Source organism: Nostoc sp. 106C (genome assembly GCF_002154725.1).
Taxonomy (GTDB): Bacteria; Cyanobacteriota; Cyanobacteriia; order Cyanobacteriales; family Nostocaceae; genus Aulosira.
The window spans coordinates 34,289-50,932 of record NZ_MTAW01000209.1; the positions used below are offsets into that span (position 1 = coordinate 34,289).

Annotated in this window: 12 protein-coding genes; 7 read left to right on the top strand and 5 right to left on the bottom strand. The window is 41.9% G+C overall.

Annotated elements, in window-relative coordinates; all coding sequences use genetic code 11:
* Positions 1 to 4: 4 nt before the first annotated feature.
* Positions 5 to 3,787, top strand: a complete 3,783-nt coding sequence (locus tag BV375_RS31365; protein WP_086767812.1) for a carbamoyltransferase C-terminal domain-containing protein — start codon at positions 5 to 7, stop codon at positions 3,785 to 3,787.
* A 328-nt stretch (positions 3,788 to 4,115) separates the two neighbouring features.
* The gene (locus tag BV375_RS31370) at positions 4,116 to 6,284 is read left to right on the top strand and encodes a DEAD/DEAH box helicase (protein ID WP_086767814.1); all 2,169 of its coding nucleotides are present in this window, start codon (positions 4,116 to 4,118) and stop codon (positions 6,282 to 6,284) included.
* 64 nt (positions 6,285 to 6,348) lie between these two features.
* Here the strand turns inward: BV375_RS31370 and BV375_RS31375 are convergent, their stop codons facing one another.
* A complete protein-coding gene (locus BV375_RS31375; RefSeq protein ID WP_086767816.1) occupies positions 6,349 to 6,612 on the bottom strand; it encodes a hypothetical protein in 264 nt (87 codons plus the stop codon).
* A 277-nt stretch (positions 6,613 to 6,889) separates the two neighbouring features.
* Between BV375_RS31375 and BV375_RS31380 the strand changes: the two genes are divergently transcribed.
* Both BV375_RS31380 and BV375_RS31385 read left to right on the top strand, forming a co-directional pair.
* Complete coding sequence (locus tag BV375_RS31380) at positions 6,890 to 7,174, top strand: type II toxin-antitoxin system RelE/ParE family toxin (RefSeq protein WP_086767818.1); 285 nt, start codon at positions 6,890 to 6,892, stop codon at positions 7,172 to 7,174.
* A 10-nt stretch (positions 7,175 to 7,184) separates the two neighbouring features.
* Complete coding sequence (locus tag BV375_RS31385; protein WP_086767820.1) at positions 7,185 to 7,493, top strand: HigA family addiction module antitoxin; 309 nt, start codon at positions 7,185 to 7,187, stop codon at positions 7,491 to 7,493.
* Positions 7,494 to 7,637: 144 nt separating this feature from the next.
* Here BV375_RS31385 and BV375_RS31390 read toward each other — a convergent pair whose 3' ends face one another.
* From BV375_RS31390 to BV375_RS31405, 4 genes are all read right to left on the bottom strand, one after another.
* Positions 7,638 to 8,681: a WD40 repeat domain-containing protein gene (locus tag BV375_RS31390; protein ID WP_086767822.1), complete on the bottom strand. Its 1,044-nt coding sequence runs from the start codon at positions 8,679 to 8,681 to the stop codon at positions 7,638 to 7,640.
* Positions 8,682 to 8,782: 101 nt separating this feature from the next.
* Positions 8,783 to 9,754 carry a GTP-binding protein gene (locus BV375_RS31395; protein ID WP_086767824.1) on the bottom strand — a complete coding sequence of 324 codons (972 nt, stop codon included), beginning with the start codon at positions 9,752 to 9,754 and terminating at the stop codon, positions 8,783 to 8,785.
* Positions 9,755 to 9,790: 36 nt separating this feature from the next.
* Positions 9,791 to 10,702, bottom strand: coding sequence for an alpha/beta hydrolase (locus tag BV375_RS31400; protein ID WP_086767826.1), 912 nt, complete (start codon positions 10,700 to 10,702; stop codon positions 9,791 to 9,793).
* 23 nt (positions 10,703 to 10,725) lie between these two features.
* The gene (locus BV375_RS31405; protein WP_086767828.1) at positions 10,726 to 11,160 is read right to left on the bottom strand and encodes a SufE family protein; all 435 of its coding nucleotides are present in this window, start codon (positions 11,158 to 11,160) and stop codon (positions 10,726 to 10,728) included.
* A 301-nt stretch (positions 11,161 to 11,461) separates the two neighbouring features.
* On the opposite strand from BV375_RS31405, the gene BV375_RS37350 reads away from it, so the two are divergent.
* From BV375_RS37350 to BV375_RS31415, 3 genes are all read left to right on the top strand, one after another.
* Complete coding sequence (locus BV375_RS37350; RefSeq protein ID WP_166507572.1) at positions 11,462 to 11,632, top strand: hypothetical protein; 171 nt, start codon at positions 11,462 to 11,464, stop codon at positions 11,630 to 11,632.
* Positions 11,633 to 12,269: 637 nt separating this feature from the next.
* Entirely contained in the window at positions 12,270 to 13,754 is a 1,485-nt protein-coding gene (locus tag BV375_RS31410) for an ATP-binding protein (protein ID WP_086767830.1), read from the top strand.
* Positions 13,755 to 14,385: 631 nt separating this feature from the next.
* A complete protein-coding gene (locus tag BV375_RS31415; protein ID WP_086767831.1) occupies positions 14,386 to 16,332 on the top strand; it encodes a response regulator in 1,947 nt (648 codons plus the stop codon).
* The last annotated feature ends 312 nt before the right edge of the window (positions 16,333 to 16,644 follow it).

The following is a 16,644-nucleotide window of genomic DNA, read 5'->3' on the forward strand; positions in this document are numbered from 1 at the left end:
AACAATGACACAATACCATATGGGAATGAATTTAGGGCATGAGCGCTCAGTCGCGATCGCTAAAGATGGTGAAATTGTGGTCGCAATTGAACAAGAACGGCTTGACCGCCACAAATATAGTCCTGGCTATATGCTCCATGCACCTGGTGTGGCTGCACAAATGCAGATTCCAGCAGAAGCTATGCGTTACTGTTTGGATACCTGTAATATCACCTTAAGCGATTTGGCAACAATTACTGCTAATATGCCAGGTCACGATTGTGCTCCCGACATTCTGCGTCGAGTACTACCTGCTGAGATTGCAGATAAGGTGATGCGAATTCCCAGTCATCACTTGGCTCATGCTTACTCTGCCTACTGGCCTTCGGGATTTGATGAAGCGCTAATTTTGGCAGTAGATGCTACAGGTAGTACAACACCTGCACATTACACCGAATCCTATACCCTCTATGAAGGACGGGGGCAGACAATTACAACGTTGCATAATGAGATGGTTGCAGCTCACTTGGCTCAACTCTCAACCCTCGGCTTTGTTTATGAGTACATCACCCGTAAAGCTGGATTTGTCACCCAAGTAGGCGAGCGGATTCAGCACGCAGAAGCAGGGAAACTCATGGGTTTAGCTCCCTTTGGTGGGGAGCAGCCTAATTGGCACCGTTGGATTCAGTCAACAGAAGATTCTTTTAGCCTGAAAATTTCTGCCTACGATATCTTTTTGGAAGTCACTGCACTAGAAAAGTGCTATGACAATGGCGAAGGTAAACCCTACCTACGTCCTTATCTAGTTGACCTAGCCTATAAGGTACAAAAAGAGCTAGAGCAGGCATTGCAGCATATTGTGAGTCTGGCAATCAAACGAACTGGACTGAGAAAACTTTGTATTGCTGGTGGTGTGGGTTTAAATTCTGTTGCCAACTACGAATTGTTGCGGCAGCTCAAGCTGGATGATATTTTTATTTTTCCAGCAGCAGGCGATAGTGGGATTGCCGCTGGTTGTGCGCTATGGGCATATAATACGGTAGGCGCTGGACAAAAGCGAGTAGCCTTGACTCAGGCAACTCTAGGTCGTCATTACGATGGTGATCGAGTCTCTCAGGCAATTCAACACTTCCAAGACTCAATTGTGGTTGAGCAGTTGACCGCAGAGGAAATGATTGCTCGTACTGCTCAAGTCCTAGCACAAGGCAGTATTGTAGCTCGCTTTGAAGGCGGTGCAGAGTATGGCCCGCGAGCACTAGGACATCGGTCTATCATGGCCGACCCTACTTTTAAACGGATGAAAGATATCTTAAATCTTAGGGTCAAGTTCCGTGAGGCATTTCGTCCATTTGCACCAGTCATTCCTCTAGAAACTGTTTCCCAGGTATTTGAGCAACAGGTGGCAGCGCCTTTCATGCTACTCGTATCGACCATCAAGAATGAATATCACGAGCAGATTCCTGCTGTCACCCATGTGGATGGTACAGGGCGAGTCCAAACTGTTACAGAACAAGACAATCCATACTTTTACAGACTGTGCTATAAATTAGTCGAAGAACGACAGGGCCCGCCTGTATTACTGAATACCAGCTTTAATGTAGCAGGACAACCAATTGTGGAGACGCCATTAGAAGCGATCGCCACTTTCTTAGGAACTGATATTGATTATTTAGCGATTGAGAACGTCTGGATCTCTAAACGCCATGTCCCCGTTCGTAGTTATGAAGAGCATTTGACGAAAGTTGGTGATATTGTCCTGCCACATGGACTTCCCTCAGGTGCTCCTGGTGTAACTGATTTAATGGCAAAGCTAGATCGGGCATTATTCTTTGGTCATACTGTTGGCTGTCCTTGGTCTTTGGAAGAGTTGCAGTTACTCTCTAATCAAGGCGCTCAATACAAAGAAACAAGTGTACTCTTCCCTGAAACTCCTTTTTATGGGAACTTGCAGACAAAGCTTTCTAGTGATGTAATTCTGCTACTAAATCCTCTCAGTAAATCTACTTTAGTAGATCTTAAGCAACAAGTACCTCCCTCAACTTATTCTTTTGAGGAAGTTAAGCTGTTGTTAGCTGTTCTTAATGCACCTGAGAGTTGGCTAGAACAAATGCGAATTGATTTGCGTCTGACACACTATGAATTTACACAAAGAATTGAATGGGCGAATCAACAACTCTGTATTTATCGACTAGAACCCACTTACTCATACATCCAAGCATTACCCGTAGATTCAGCATTACCTCGAATTTCAGCTCAAACTTTTGCACCTTTTGAGAATGAAAACTTCTCTGCTCGGCGTATTCTTCGCAAGTTGTATAAATGTCTACAGCAAGCAGGTTATAACGAAGCTAATATCTGTAAATTGCTAGATATTAACTCGCAGCAACAAATTGAGCCGACATATCTCCACTACTACGATCGCTATCAACTCCCCCAATCCATATTGGCAGACCTGATTCGTCTGTTCTTGCTACGGGGTGCATTAACGCAAGCCAGATTGCAAGAAATCTTTGGGAATGAGGTATTCTCAACCCTATGTAGCTTGGGTATGTTAATTCAGCGTGGTGAAAATTGGGTGTCACGAGTCGATTTATTTGCTGTTGCTGGATTATATGTCGCTACGGATCATCGCTACATGATCCTGCCAGAAGATCGGATTGATGAAGATGTTGTGATGTACGTAGGTATGGATAGCATGGGGCTGGTTTACACAGCTCCTCAATATCCAGCCAATCGAGTTTTAGATCTCTGCTGTGGTAGCGGTATTCAAAGCTTAGTAGCAAGTCGTTACACAAAAGAAGCGATCGGAGTTGATATTAACCCACGAGCAATTCGCTTTGCCCGGTTTAATGCTCAACTAAATGGCATATCCAATACTCACTTCTATTTGGGCGATCTCTACGATGCTGCTTCTGGCTACTTTGATACGATTCTGGCAAATCCCCCCTTTGTTCCTAGTCCTAGTCAGGACTGTCGCTTCCGAGATGGCGGTGTAACTGGTGAAGAAATTCTCGCTCAAATCATTACTAAGAGTGCAAAACACCTTGCGGCTCATGGCAGGCTGTTTATTGTTTCGGATCTGGTGAATATCCAGCAGTATGAGTCTAAGCTGGAACAATGGTGGCAAGGAGGACCGGCTCATAAGTTAGTACTGAGTACAGCCGATCGCAATGACATTCTGTTTTCAGTTCCCCATTGCCATACAGCTTTTAATCAAACTTGGGAACAATACAACATTGAGTTAGACCAGTGGCTACAGAACTTTTATACCAGTGGTTTACGCACAGTTAACTTTGGTTACATCCTAATTTGTCAGGTTGATAGTACTTGTACAGGCTCTTATTACAGCCGCACAATCCACAATCCGAATCAACCAATTCATCAGGATGTACAAGAATATTTCCAGCAACGACAGTTACTAGAAGAACAGCAAATTAGCGATCGCTTTTTGGCTATGTCTCCTGATTTGCGATTCCGTCTAGAAACTAGCCCCACAACAGGAGAGCGCGAAATCGAGTTATTTTCTCTCAATAACCCCTATTTCACTACTTACCCGATCAGCGAACAAATGTATCGCCTATTGCAAGATATCAATCGCTCCCAACCTAAATGGGCAACCTATGCAACGGCAATTAATCAAGATTGGCTCTATGAATTGATTTACAAGGGTATCATTTACTTAACTGTTGAAGCTCCCAGTGTTAACCGGAATCGGCGATTGAACGATCCGCCTGCGACAGAAGGATTAAAAATTGAAGAATTAGAAACCAAAACAACTCCAACCTGCATCTCATCGTATTTACGGTAAATGGGAAGATATTGGCTGATTGTCTTTTTCTTACTTATGGCAAATTACATCAATTCTACATCAGCGACTTTGACTATCTAATGGGTATGTTTGTATTTTTGTGTTTATCTACTGCAATATAGAATTTTGACAATTTGATCCTGTTATTATTGATATTTGTAATTTTTACATTAGGTAATAGGTAATGGGTAGTAGCAAGTTAACTATTACCTATTTTTTATGCAAAAAAATCATACTTAATTGGCATATGTAGTATTGTTTGAAATTGCTGGAACAGCTTTATAGACTTTTCATGCAACATCTCTAAAATCTAGACTACAAAATTGGTATGAGTGATACATTTAATCGGCTTGCCCCGTTTATCCAAGAATATATTTATCATCACAACTGGACTGAATTACGCCCAGCCCAAATTGCAGCTTGTCAAGTTATTTTTGATACTAACGCTCACTTGCTAGTTGCTGCTGCAACGGCAGCGGGTAAAACAGAAGCGGCATTTTTGCCTGTTGTGACTCAATTATACGAAAACCCTTCGGCTACCATAGGTGCGCTATATATTGGGCCGATCAAAGCTTTAATTAACGATCAATTTGAGCGCCTCAACGGTTTGCTGAAAGCAGCAGATATTCCAGTTTGGCACTGGCATGGTGATGTTTCTCAAAGTCATAAAAATAAACTTTTAAAAAACCCTAAAGGCATTCTACAAATTACGCCAGAATCGTTAGAAAGCTTATTAGTTAACAAACATCATGACTTAATTCGCTTATTTGGTGATTTACGGTTTGTGGTGATTGACGAAATTCACGCCTTTATGGGTTCAGAACGCGGTTGTCAGATTATTTGTCAATTACAGCGTTTGGCTAACTTAACGCAAACACAACCTCGTCGCATTGGTTTGTCGGCAACACTTGGTGATTATTCAATGGCAGAAGAATGGTTACGTTCCGGGACTGAAAATTCAGTGGTTACTCCGCAAATTGAAGCTGGAAAACGCCAAATTAAACTTGCTGTAGAACATTTTTATCTCAATGATGAAGTTGATGAATTAGAAGTAACTGTATATGATAGATATCTTTTCAATCTTAGCAACTCTCGTAAGTGTCTGATCTTTGCTAATAATCGCACGCAAACGGAATCTGTAATTGCATCTTTGCGAAGAATAGCCACTGAACAAGCACTACCAGATATTTATCATGTACATCACGGCAGTATATCTGCTAGCTTGCGGCAAGTAGCTGAAAATGCTATGCGTGAACCCAATAATCCAGCAGTGACTGCTGCTACTCTAACTCTAGAATTAGGCATAGATATTGGTCATTTAGAAAGAGTTATTCAATTAGAATCTCCGCTTTCTGTAGCTAGTTTTTTACAGCGTTTAGGACGTACCGGAAGAAGAGGTGAAGCTGCTGATATGCGCTTTGTTTGTACGGAAACTCAACCCTCCCTAGATGCATCTTTACCAGAGCAAATTCCTTGGCAATTATTGCAGTGTATTGCGATTATTCAACTTTATTTAGAGAAACGATGGATTGAACCAATTAAGCCTGTAAAATATCCCTTGAGCTTGCTATATCACCAAACAATAAGTATTTTAGCAGCAACAGGCGAACTTTCACCTGCTGCCTTAGCGAAACAAGTTTTAAACCTGCCACCTTTTGCTGCTATTTCTCAGGAAGATTTTAAACTATTGCTACGTTATTTAATTGATATTGACCATATTCAAACAACAGAAACAGGTAAATTAATCATTGGATTAGCTGGAGAAAAAATAGTCAGAAAATTTCAGTTTTATGCTGTCTTTGCTGATAGTCAAGAATATGCGGTAAAGCAAGGTAAAACAGAAATTGGCAGTATATTAAAACCACCTCCTGTTGGCAATCAATTTGCCTTAGCAGGAAGAACTTGGGAAGTAGCAGAAATTGACTTTAAAAAAAGAGTGATTTCGGTTAATCCTGTAGAAGGTAAAGCTAGTATTTATTGGCGTGGGGGTGGAGGAATTATCCATACCAAAGTTTTGCAACGAATGCGGCAAGTTTTACTAGAAGATTTAGAATATAGTTACTTACAAACAAATGCTCTACAATGTTTACAAACAGTTCGTCACTTGGCAAGAAATGCTGGTTTAGATAAACAGAATATATTGCGAATAGAAAACGGTAAATGCTGTATATTTCCTTGGATGGGAACTTTAGCTTACCGCACATTAGAAAGATGGCTAAATTCCTGCTGTCGGGAATTTTTAGAAATTAAAAGTATTGGCGGTATGAATCCTTATTATCTGACACTAAAATTAGGCAAGAATAAATTTTCAGACTTGGTTCACCAAATTGCGGCATTGGCTGAAGAAAGAATTACGCCGGAATATTTAGTAAGTGAGTCCGAAGCGCCAGAATTGCAAAAGTATGATGAGTTTATTCCTTACCCACTATTACGAAAGGCTTTTATTAATGATTATTTAGATATTGAAGAATTACAGCAACAAGTGGCGCATTGGTAGGTTTAGAAAATTACCGTAGTCAGGACTTTAGCTCTGATTTTAAGAACTGAAGTCCTGACTACAATTAAAGAGGTAACTTGCCTTGTAGTAAATGAAATTTAGACTGAACGCATTGAGTACAATTGCAACCAGCGCGATCGCTAATTGCATGAGATGCTGGAGTTAAGTTTGGGACTACTAATTCGGAACTTGGTTGTGTAGATGCTACCATCGTGATTTGTGTAGTAGGTGCAGATTTTAAACTAAATGCCTGTGCTGGATTCGCTATGAACAGCATAGACGCAAGAAAGAGAGGAAAAGCAATTAAAATTCGTTTGAGTGTATTCATAGTTCACAAATAAAGACTGCTGGTGATACAGCATAGCCAATTTATTGGCTACGTTCAACCGCGATTACTGAGATAAATGACTGGTAAATTTCTTCATTAGTGCCCATTGTCACAGATTGTCTTCAAGTAAAGGTAGGGTTTTGGTTGCCCCAGAGATAAAATTTGCTATGACATAAAGGCTTAGTTTCATAAACTTAGACGTTTTAAGAGTCAAATTGAAAAGTCTGGTTCTAATATATACTAACGTTTGACGATAGTAGCGCGAAGCGATAAGATTATGATTGTCAGTTTCAAATCTGAAGAGACAAAGCTGATCTTTGAGGGCTTTACATCTTCTCAGTATTCACCGAATATCCAAAAAAATGCTTTACGAAAATTGCTGATTCTTGACGCGGCAACATCTATTAACGACTTGCGCGTTCTACCTGGTAATCGCTTAGAAAAGCTAGTTGGCGATCGAAAAGGACAGTATAGTATTCGGATTAACGAACAATGGCGAATCTGCTTCGTATGGACAGAGGAAAATAATGCTTTGGAAGTTGAAATAGTAGATTACCACTGACTAAAAAATCATGATGAATGACCGTCTCCCAATTATCCATCCTGGCGAAATTCTACTTGTAGAATTTTTGGAACCACTAAATATCACAGCTTATAGATTGAGCAAAGATATCGGTGTTTCTCAGACTCGTATTAGTGAGATTTTATCAGGAAAACGCAGTATTACAGCAGATACAGCTTTGCGGCTATCTCGCTATTTTGGTAACAGCGCTCAGTTTTGGTTGAATTTACAAACGCAATACGATCTACGCCAAGCTTTGGCAGAAAATGCAGAAATTTACAATCAAATTTCTCAACTTTCCTGTAATGATGTAGCTTAAGAGATACTTTAGAGGCTGTTAATTCAAACAATATCTAAATGCTAGGAAACATCCAAAAACTTGCGGTAAAACAGATATATTATTGGTGTTCTCTAATGAGCAGATAGTTTATTTTTTTGCTTTCCCTGATTGATACCAAAATTGTTAATCCGGCAAGACTTTTGACCAAATCAGTAATTCCCCTTGTTCACCACCTGCGGCCAGAAAATTACTTTGAGGATGCCAAGCAAGACAGGAAAATCCTGCTGATACACCTGTAAGAATTTGGCTGATTTCTTGGGCGTTATTCCACAAACATAGCCAGCCGTCAGCAGCGGCGGATGCAAGTAGGAAGCTTTGCGGTGCAAAAGCGATCGCAGATATTACATCAACATGATTAGTTAAAACTCGCGCTTCCCAACCTAAGGAATCATCTTCTAGCTTTTCCCAAACTACAATACCTTCAACGCTGGAGGATGCCAAAATCGGTGCGCCTAATTGAGTGGTAGCTTCTGACCATGCTAGTTGGCGAATTTTACCAGGAAAGCCGCGCATCACCCAAGGGTCGGGGTTTCCCCACTCCAAAACCGTAACACTGCGATCCATGTTGCCAGAAGCGAGATATTTGCCATCAGGAGACCAAGCCATAGCTACACTGACAGTAGACATGGATAAGATATATGGTTCTTCATCCCAGTCTTGAGTGTGCCAAATTTTGACTCCTTGATAACCGCTAATGGCTAAGTATTCTCCATCCCTGCGCCAGTCAATTCCTAACACCGATGAGTTATCGAAATTTAAGGTGACGACAATTTCATTGGTGTCTGCATCCCAAACTTGCACATAACGCCCCAAACTAAAAGCTAGTTGGTTACTTGTGTGACTCCAAGCTAGCTTATCAACCCATGCTGGGGCATTTTCTAAAGTGGCAATTAATTCATGACCTTGCCAAATTTTTACCTGTCCATCCTGTCCGCCAATGGCTAAAAATTTCCCATCTGGGGAGAAGGCGATGCAATCTGCTGATTTACCATTACTAGCTTGCAAGGTTGTTAAGTCGCCATGATTCCACAGTACTACTTCTCCAGCGGCAGACGTTGCTGCTAAGTTTGTACCATCAGGCGACCAAGCGATCGCAGTTACATAATCTGAAAGTAGTCCCGAAGAGTGTTCTTCAAATTCCTGGGCTTTGCTAGTTGTAAAGTTCATAGTGTGTTAAAAGTTCTTTGTGTCTTTGTGTCTCTGTGGTTAAAAAAGAGTTTTGAACCACAAAGTCACAGAGACACAAAGGAAAATGCAAAGTATTTTTGTTAGACCAGACAGGCTAGAAAATCTTGTTTTAGTTTGGCTTCATCAAGATTGCGACCAATGAATACTAGTTCGTTTTTAGGAGTTTCGTGGGATTTCCAAGGGCGATCGGGTCTGCCATCAAATATCATATGCACTCCTTGGAACACAAAGCGATTCTCTTCTCCTGCAATATTTAAAATGCCTTTCATACGGAAAATATCGGGCCCTTGGGTACGTAGTAACTCGGTCATCCAAGCATTTAATTTTTGTCCATCAATTGCGCCTTTTTCTACTAAAGCTACAGAATAGACAGTTTCATCATGTACGTGAGCATCTTCACCTAAAAAGTTAGGATCGATTTCCAAAGCGCGATCCAGATCAAAGGCTTTCACACCCAATAGGGCATCCATTGATAATTCAGAATTACGGGTACGGTAGATTTTAGCTAATGCATTCATCCCCCGAATCCGCTTTTCTAGTTCTTCTAATACATCTGGCGTTACTAAATCAGTTTTATTCAGTAAAATTACATCGGCAAAAGCAATTTGTTCTTGGGCTTCATCCGCATCCCAATGCTGCCAGATATGCTTGGCATCAACAACAGTTACTACTGCATCTAAAGACAGTTGATTTTGCATATCTTCATCAACAAAGAATGTTTGAATTACTGGTGCAGGATCGGCTAAACCAGTAGTTTCAATTACTAGATGGTCAAACTTATCGCGCCGCTTCATCAAATTGCCGATGATGCGAATCAAGTCGCCCCTGACTGTACAGCAGATACAGCCATTATTCATCTCAAAGATTTCTTCATCTGCATCGATAACTAATTGATTATCAATGCCCACTTCCCCAAATTCATTGACGATGACAGCGACTTTCTTACCGTGTTCGTAGGTGAGGATGTGATTTAGTAAGGTGGTTTTACCTGCACCGAGATAACCAGTCAAGACGGTTACAGGTACTGATTTGGATGTTTCGGCAGAGATCATAATCTCAAGGCAACTTTATTGATAATTATTGCCTGCCTATGATAACGCTTTTAAAAAAGGTAGTACGGCTTCTAGAACCTCTGCTGGGTATTCCTCATGCAGACCCAAAGAACCAGGAAGTATAACGCTGCTGACTCCTAGTAACGCCGCCATCGCTTCCATTTCTGCTTTTGATTTAGGCGGACTGGATTCGGCAATTATCACCATGAGTGGCACAGATAGCGATTGCGTTAATCCCAGAAAATCAGATTGCTCGTGTACCGCATCAATATTACCAGTCACAAAGGCAGCAGAAGCAAATCGCGCTCCTGGTTTTTGCGTTGTTTGCCACTTCTTTTCCATGAAACTGGGGGTAAGTCTCGCCTCATTTACAAAGACATGGCGGCGGTACATAAAATTTAAGAAAGATGGCAGGGTATTGAGTTTGTAGAGAAATTGACCAACAATAGGCGATCGCACTAATCCTCTCACCATACCTGCTACCTGGGGATTTGCCCCCATTGTCGGCAAAGGACCACGCCAAGTAGGAGCGACTAAGACAATTTTGGCGAAAGCAGCAGGCTGTTTTACAGCTAATTTCAACACATAACTAGCAGCATGACCAGCCGCTAAGACATTAATTGCTGTACTAAACACAGATTGCACAAAATCTGCTAAAAATTGCTCATATAGCTCTGGACGATAATCTAAACTGGGGCGAGAAGATTCACCAAAACCAGGCCAATCTACCGCTACAACTTGAAAGTGGGGAGCTAGTAACCTAGCAAGTTCGCCCATTTCTTCACGGCTGGAAACGCTGCTAAAAGCTGGTAGTAGCAATAAAGGTGAACCTTGACCAAGGGTTTCGTAAACCACCTTTAATGTTTGATTTTCCCAATTCCAGAGAAATTCTTGAACTACTCCACCAAATCCGACAGCATCATCAGTTGATAATAAATTGGTAGACATGAGTTTTTACTCGGCACTCACTACTACTGTTCTAATTTACATTCCAACGCCTTTTTTTGCATCGTTTTAAAAATGTTATAAAAGCCGTTGGCGCGGGAAGGGGTCAGGCTGACATTTAAACCAGTTGCTTGAATAAAATCTGGTGCGAGTTGGACAATTTCTGTGGGAGATAGACCGTTTAAACCTTCAATCAACAGAGCTACTAATCCCTTGGTTAACTGAGAATCAGAATCTCCTTGATATTTAACTTTGCCATCATCCAAGGTTGCGGTGACATAAACTTGGGAAACACAACCAGGGACTTTATTTTCTGCTACCTTGTCAGCTTCTGGGAACGCTGGGAGCTTCTGAGCGTACCAGATGAGTTGTTCGTAGCGTCGCTTTGGGTCGGAAGCGCGTTGAAAGCGCTGGACAATTTTAGCGAGAGCAGGTGGTAAAGAATCTGTAGAAGAGGACATAACAGAAGCTGCAAATAATCGGTCTCACCTTGAGTGTAAATTATCTAGAGAGCGATCGCGCTTGTCATGAGCATTTCCCAAGGCTTGTGTACTCCTAGATCTAGGACTAAGTATTGATAAATTTCTATTTTTCACTTTACCCAAGGAAATAATTGTATTAATTATAACTACGCCCAAATAAAGCAATGGGGCGATCGCTTTTCCGGTTGGCGCTGGGAGCGATCACTTTTAACTTTCTAGGGGAACATAGGATTAGGGGAATAGTGATAATGTTCCTCCTACGCCATGCCAGAATAATGGGATGGCAAAACCCGAAGATACAGTCAAACTAATAATTGGTAAAGAATTAAAGATCCGTTTCAAGTCCTTGTGCGTCCAGTCAGAAACGGATATGAGCAGTATTGCTAAAGAATTAATTGCAGCTTGGTGTGATGAGCAGGAGCAGAAACTAGCTGCTCAAAAAAATAAGTAAAACTTGTTACAAATTATCTGCCGCAGTGCGATCGCATTTTCGATAAACTTGGTGCTGTTAACCTGAAATCATAGCAAATTCAGCAAAGTAAGTAGTTAAACATAATTAATTACACAAAGTCATTGCGCTAAGCGAAGCCATGCCCGAAGGGCTTTATGCAGCGAAGCGAAATGTAGACGCGCAGCGGCTTCCCGCAGGGTAGCAATCCCAGCCCTTGTGATTGCTTCGCTACCCTACTCTTCGAGAACGGCTTTGCCGAACGGGAACGCTTTCAGCGAACGCTCGCAATGACTGTAATTAATTTTGCGTGGTTACTTACGTGGCTCGCTGTTGTAGCGGCGGCTGTGCAGTGGTAATATCTTGTACTTATACTTAAAATATTAGTGTAAATTATTACTTTGTCAAACAAGTCAAGTTCTCCGCACTGATTAAAATGGTAGAAGCGCTTGACAGTTATTGGCTAAGACTGAATCAGTATCCTTCGATTCTTTCCAGTTGAACAATGCGGTAAAGTGATTTGTAGTCAAAGCGATTGGAGAGAAGCAGCTGGGGAGGTAAACAATTCAAAATAAAGAAATAACTTTGACTATTGCCAGTTGACCCTTGACCTATTGATGCTGATCTCCAGCACAAATTCATGAATCAAGAGCGCGCACTGCAAAGTATTCTGCTGATTGATGATAATCCAGACGATCGCCTTTTAGCCATGCGGCAACTCAAACGAGAGTTTCCCCAAATTCAGGTTGAGGAAGTTGGCAATGCAGAGCAATTTGCTCAAGCACTCCAAGTAGATTGCTTTGATTTAGTGGTGACGGACTACGATCTGCTGTGGACAACTGGGCTGGATATTTTGCACGCAATTAAAGCCCACGATCCCAAACGACCGATCGTTATGTTTACCAACTCTGGCACTCAAGAGATTGCGGTAGCAGCGATGAAGGCTGGGTTAGATGATTATGTTGTCAAATCACCAAAACACTTTATCCGCTTGCCCCAAGTAGTGCGTATAGTTTGGCAAAATGCCCAAATTCGCAACCAAGCTGCGCAATTAGAACTTCAGCTTGAATCTTTGCTCGATCGACTGAATGTAGGAGTGTTTCGCGCTACCCCAGATAGAGAACTGCTAGAAGCTAACAATAGCTTTTTGGAATTGCTGGGTTTGGAAACATTAGAAGCAGCGCAAACATTTTTTCGACAGCAACCAGAGCTAAATGTCAAAAGAGGGACACCAGGCGAACAGTGGGAGTATCAAGCACTACTCCACTACCCTAATGGCAAGAAAGTCTGGGTTCGTGTCAGTGAAACTTTAATTGATATTAATGGCAGAACTCTAATTGATGGGTTGTTAAACAACATTACAGAAGCTAAACAAGCAGAAGCTGACATTCAAAAGCTAAATCAAACCCTAGAACGCCGGGTTCAAGAACGGACTTCTCAGCTAGAGGCGGCTAATAAAGAACTAGAGACTTTTGCTTATTCCATCTCTCACGATTTGCGAGCGCCTATTCGTCAGATCGGCAGTTTCATTACACTGCTCAAACAACATCTAGAATCAGCAATTGGTGATGAAACTGTTCTGCACTATGTTCAAGTTATGGAACAGCTAACCGCTCAAGCAGGAAAGATGATTGATGATTTACTAGAGTTTTCGCGGACTGGTAGAACGGAACTTCAGTACGTAACTGTTGACATGAATAGTTTGGTAAATCAGATAAAACAGCAGATAGAGTTGGAAAATCCCCAACGAATTATTACTTGGCAAATTGAGCCACTACCAGAAGTAAAAGGCGATCGCAACTTATTACGTCAAGTCTGGCAAAATTTGATCGAGAATGCGGTTAAGTATAGCAGCCGCCGCGATCGTTCAGAAATTGTGATCGGCGCTCAGGACGGTGAGCAAGAGATAATTTTCTTTGTGCGAGACAATGGCGTTGGCTTTAATATGCGATACCTCAATCGCCTCTTTGGCGTCTTTCAACGTCTTCATAGCGACCAAGAATTCAGTGGAATAGGCATTGGACTAGCTAATGTCCAGCGGATTATTCACCGTCATGGTGGCAGAGTTTGGGCAGAAGCAAAAATCGATGTCGGTGCAAATTTTTATTTTTCAGTTCCCAAATAACAATCTATTGCAATCTGCGTAGGAGTTGTGAAATTACTCATTAGACTTCTTGCAAAAATCCGAATAAGAATAAAAAAACCACAGATAAACGCAGATGAGCACCGATATTTATCTTTGTTTACACCGAAGTTCAGATGCCTGCGGTAAGTCGTGCGTCTACGGCGGTTCGCCTTTAGGCGTTCCCGAAGGGTAGCCGCCGCTCCGACTTCTCTGTGTGTTCATCTGTGGTTCGATCTTCAAAAAATCGACTTATGTAAGAGGTTTATTAAGTCAGGGAACAGCAAGGAAGGATTTACAAATGTTATTTGTTTTTTCACCAATGAAATAGGTTTGTTATGTCAGCCGTCGGTGGTCACTGGCAAAGATATGTTTAAAACGCCCACAATGAGTCGAGGCTTTAAACCAGATAAAAAACAACTGACATGCGTAGCACAGTAAAGATAAATAGCAAAAATTCACCCAAAAATCAGTAAATTTAAAAACTATTTCTAGCTAGAGATAGGGGATCGCTAGCACTTGAATACTATACGTAAGAGAGATTGTCTAAGAAATTTACATATGTTTAAATTGTGCTGATTATATGCACTTTTGACCATACTTGGCTCACGAATAAATTAGAAAAATAAAAATCATGTTGCATATTTTGCTGCTGGAAGATGCGCAATTTGATATCGAATTAATTCAGACAACACTAAAAAATGGTGGGATTGAGTGTGTATTAGTATGTGTCGAAACCCAAGAAGAATTTCTGGAAGCATTAAAAACTACCAATTTTGAATTAATTTTGGCAGATTATTCACTGCCGGCATTCGATGGGTTTTCTGCCTTAGAGATAGCTAAAGCGACTTGTCCTGATATCCCATTTATTTTGGTGTCTGGGGTAATTGGCGAAGAAAGCGCGATTGAGGCGCTGAAACAAGGAGCAACCGACTATATCCTCAAACAACGGTTGGGAAGATTGGTGCCATCTGTACAGCGAGCATTACAAGAAAGCCGAGAACGACGCGATCGCCAACGGGCAGAGCAAATATTGCGACAAACGGATGATATGCTACGAGCAGTCGTCAATGCTTCACCAATCGCAATTATTACGCTCCATGTCGATGGTCGAGTTATGACCTGGAATCCTGCGGCTCAGGAAATTTACGGCTGGGATGCCAAGGAAATAATTGACCGCCGATTACCTTTAGTTTCTGGGGATGAACAAGAGATTTTTGAGCGCAACTTTCAACGCGCATTGCACAATGAAACTGTAAATAACCTGGAAATCCAGCAGCATCATAAGAAGGGTGCTGTAGTGGATATTAGTCTTTCCCTCGCACCTGTGTATGATGCGCAAAATCAACCCTATGCTGTGGTGATGACTGCTGTAGATATCACCAAGCGCAAGCAAATTGAAGCAGAACGCATCAGTCTGCTCAAGCGAGAACAAACTGCTCGCGCCAATGCTGAAGCAGCTAGTCGGCTCAAAGATGAATTTTTGGCTGTCCTCTCCCACGAATTACGAACGCCACTTAATGCCATTCTGGGGTGGATTAAACTCCTGCGCAAAGGACACCTCGATCAAGCTACCGTCAATCGCGCACTAGAAGTTATCGATCGCAATACTACTTTCCAAGCGCAAATGATTGAAGAATTGCTGGATCTTTCTCGGATTATCCAAGGTAAGTTGAAATTAGAGATTCATCCAGTCAATTTAGTGTCTGTTGTGGAGGCGACTGCGGAAACTCTGCGTCCGGCGGCAGAAGCTAAGTCTGTGGAAGTGCAGCTTATCCTTGACCATAATTTAGGTATGATTGCAGGTAACGCCAATCGTCTACAACAAATCTGCTGGAACCTGCTTTCCAACGCTATTAAGTTCACTCCCAAAGGTGGACAGGTGATAGTGCGATCGCAAAAAGTGGACTCTTACGCTCAACTCCAGGTTGCTGATACAGGTATTGGCATCAGCGCTGATTTCTTACCTCACGTTTTTGAATATTTCCGTCAGGCTGATGCTTCCACGACTCGCTCAACTGGTGGATTAGGTTTAGGGTTAGCAGTCTCGCGTTATTTAGTCGAAATGCACGGTGGGACTCTGGAAGTTACCAGTCCAGGCGAAGGACAGGGAGCAACCTTTACTGTAATGCTACCGTTCAGATCTGCTCAAGCGCAAATAGAACAGACGCAAGCGCCACTTGATTTTACTTGTGAGCTTCGTGGGATTAAAGCGATCGTCGTAGACGATCAAACAGATTCTCGCGAGCTGATTGTTTTTGTATTAGAACAACAAGGTGCTGAGGTGATCAGTGCAGCTTCCGCTAGTGAAGCTTTAGAAAAACTCACACAATATAAACCAGATATCATAATTAGTGATATTAGTATGCCCAATGAAGATGGTTATACGTTGCTGCAAAAAGTGCGTACTCTGCTGCAACAACAAGGAGCTAATCTTCCCGCCTTAGCAATTACAGCACACGCCGGAGCAGAAGATCGGCAGCAGGCGATATCAGCAGGATTTCAACTACATCTAGCTAAACCAATAGATCCTTCAGAATTGCTGAAAGCGGTTCTTAGCCTCACTTTAAACGTCAGGTGATATACACCAGAAGTCAGAAGTAACATGTCATATCATGTCCGATTGAACACTTGTCATTGCGTACTCCTTCGGAGAACCCGTTCGCGTAGCGTCTCTGGCAGGAGAAGGGTACGAAGTGAAGCAATCGCAAAGGTGTTGAAATTGCTACTCTAGCTTTCGGGGAAAGAGTTCTCCTTTGGAGTACACTTCGCTTGCCATGACAAGTGTTCAGCCGGACATGATATAAAACAAGCTTGCTATCCATAGCATTCCTTGATCTCAGAGGGTGACAACCTACCTATAAAGGTTGCTGCATAAGGGATAGGGCATAGA

What these genes read in the sequence shown, in the direction of transcription:
- BV375_RS31365 (WP_086767812.1), top strand. Translation starts at nt 5, where the DNA reads ATGACACAATACCATATGGGAATGAATTTAGGGCATGAGCGCTCAGTC.
- BV375_RS31370 (WP_086767814.1), top strand. Translation starts at nt 4,116, where the DNA reads ATGAGTGATACATTTAATCGGCTTGCCCCGTTTATCCAAGAATATATT.
- BV375_RS31375 (WP_086767816.1), bottom strand. Translation starts at nt 6,612, where the DNA reads ATGAATACACTCAAACGAATTTTAATTGCTTTTCCTCTCTTTCTTGCG.
- BV375_RS31380 (WP_086767818.1), top strand. Translation starts at nt 6,890, where the DNA reads ATGATTGTCAGTTTCAAATCTGAAGAGACAAAGCTGATCTTTGAGGGC.
- BV375_RS31385 (WP_086767820.1), top strand. Translation starts at nt 7,185, where the DNA reads ATGATGAATGACCGTCTCCCAATTATCCATCCTGGCGAAATTCTACTT.
- BV375_RS31390 (WP_086767822.1), bottom strand. Translation starts at nt 8,681, where the DNA reads ATGAACTTTACAACTAGCAAAGCCCAGGAATTTGAAGAACACTCTTCG.
- BV375_RS31395 (WP_086767824.1), bottom strand. Translation starts at nt 9,754, where the DNA reads ATGATCTCTGCCGAAACATCCAAATCAGTACCTGTAACCGTCTTGACT.
- BV375_RS31400 (WP_086767826.1), bottom strand. Translation starts at nt 10,702, where the DNA reads ATGTCTACCAATTTATTATCAACTGATGATGCTGTCGGATTTGGTGGA.
- BV375_RS31405 (WP_086767828.1), bottom strand. Translation starts at nt 11,160, where the DNA reads ATGTCCTCTTCTACAGATTCTTTACCACCTGCTCTCGCTAAAATTGTC.
- BV375_RS37350 (WP_166507572.1), top strand. Translation starts at nt 11,462, where the DNA reads ATGGCAAAACCCGAAGATACAGTCAAACTAATAATTGGTAAAGAATTA.
- BV375_RS31410 (WP_086767830.1), top strand. Translation starts at nt 12,270, where the DNA reads ATGAATCAAGAGCGCGCACTGCAAAGTATTCTGCTGATTGATGATAAT.
- BV375_RS31415 (WP_086767831.1), top strand. Translation starts at nt 14,386, where the DNA reads ATGTTGCATATTTTGCTGCTGGAAGATGCGCAATTTGATATCGAATTA.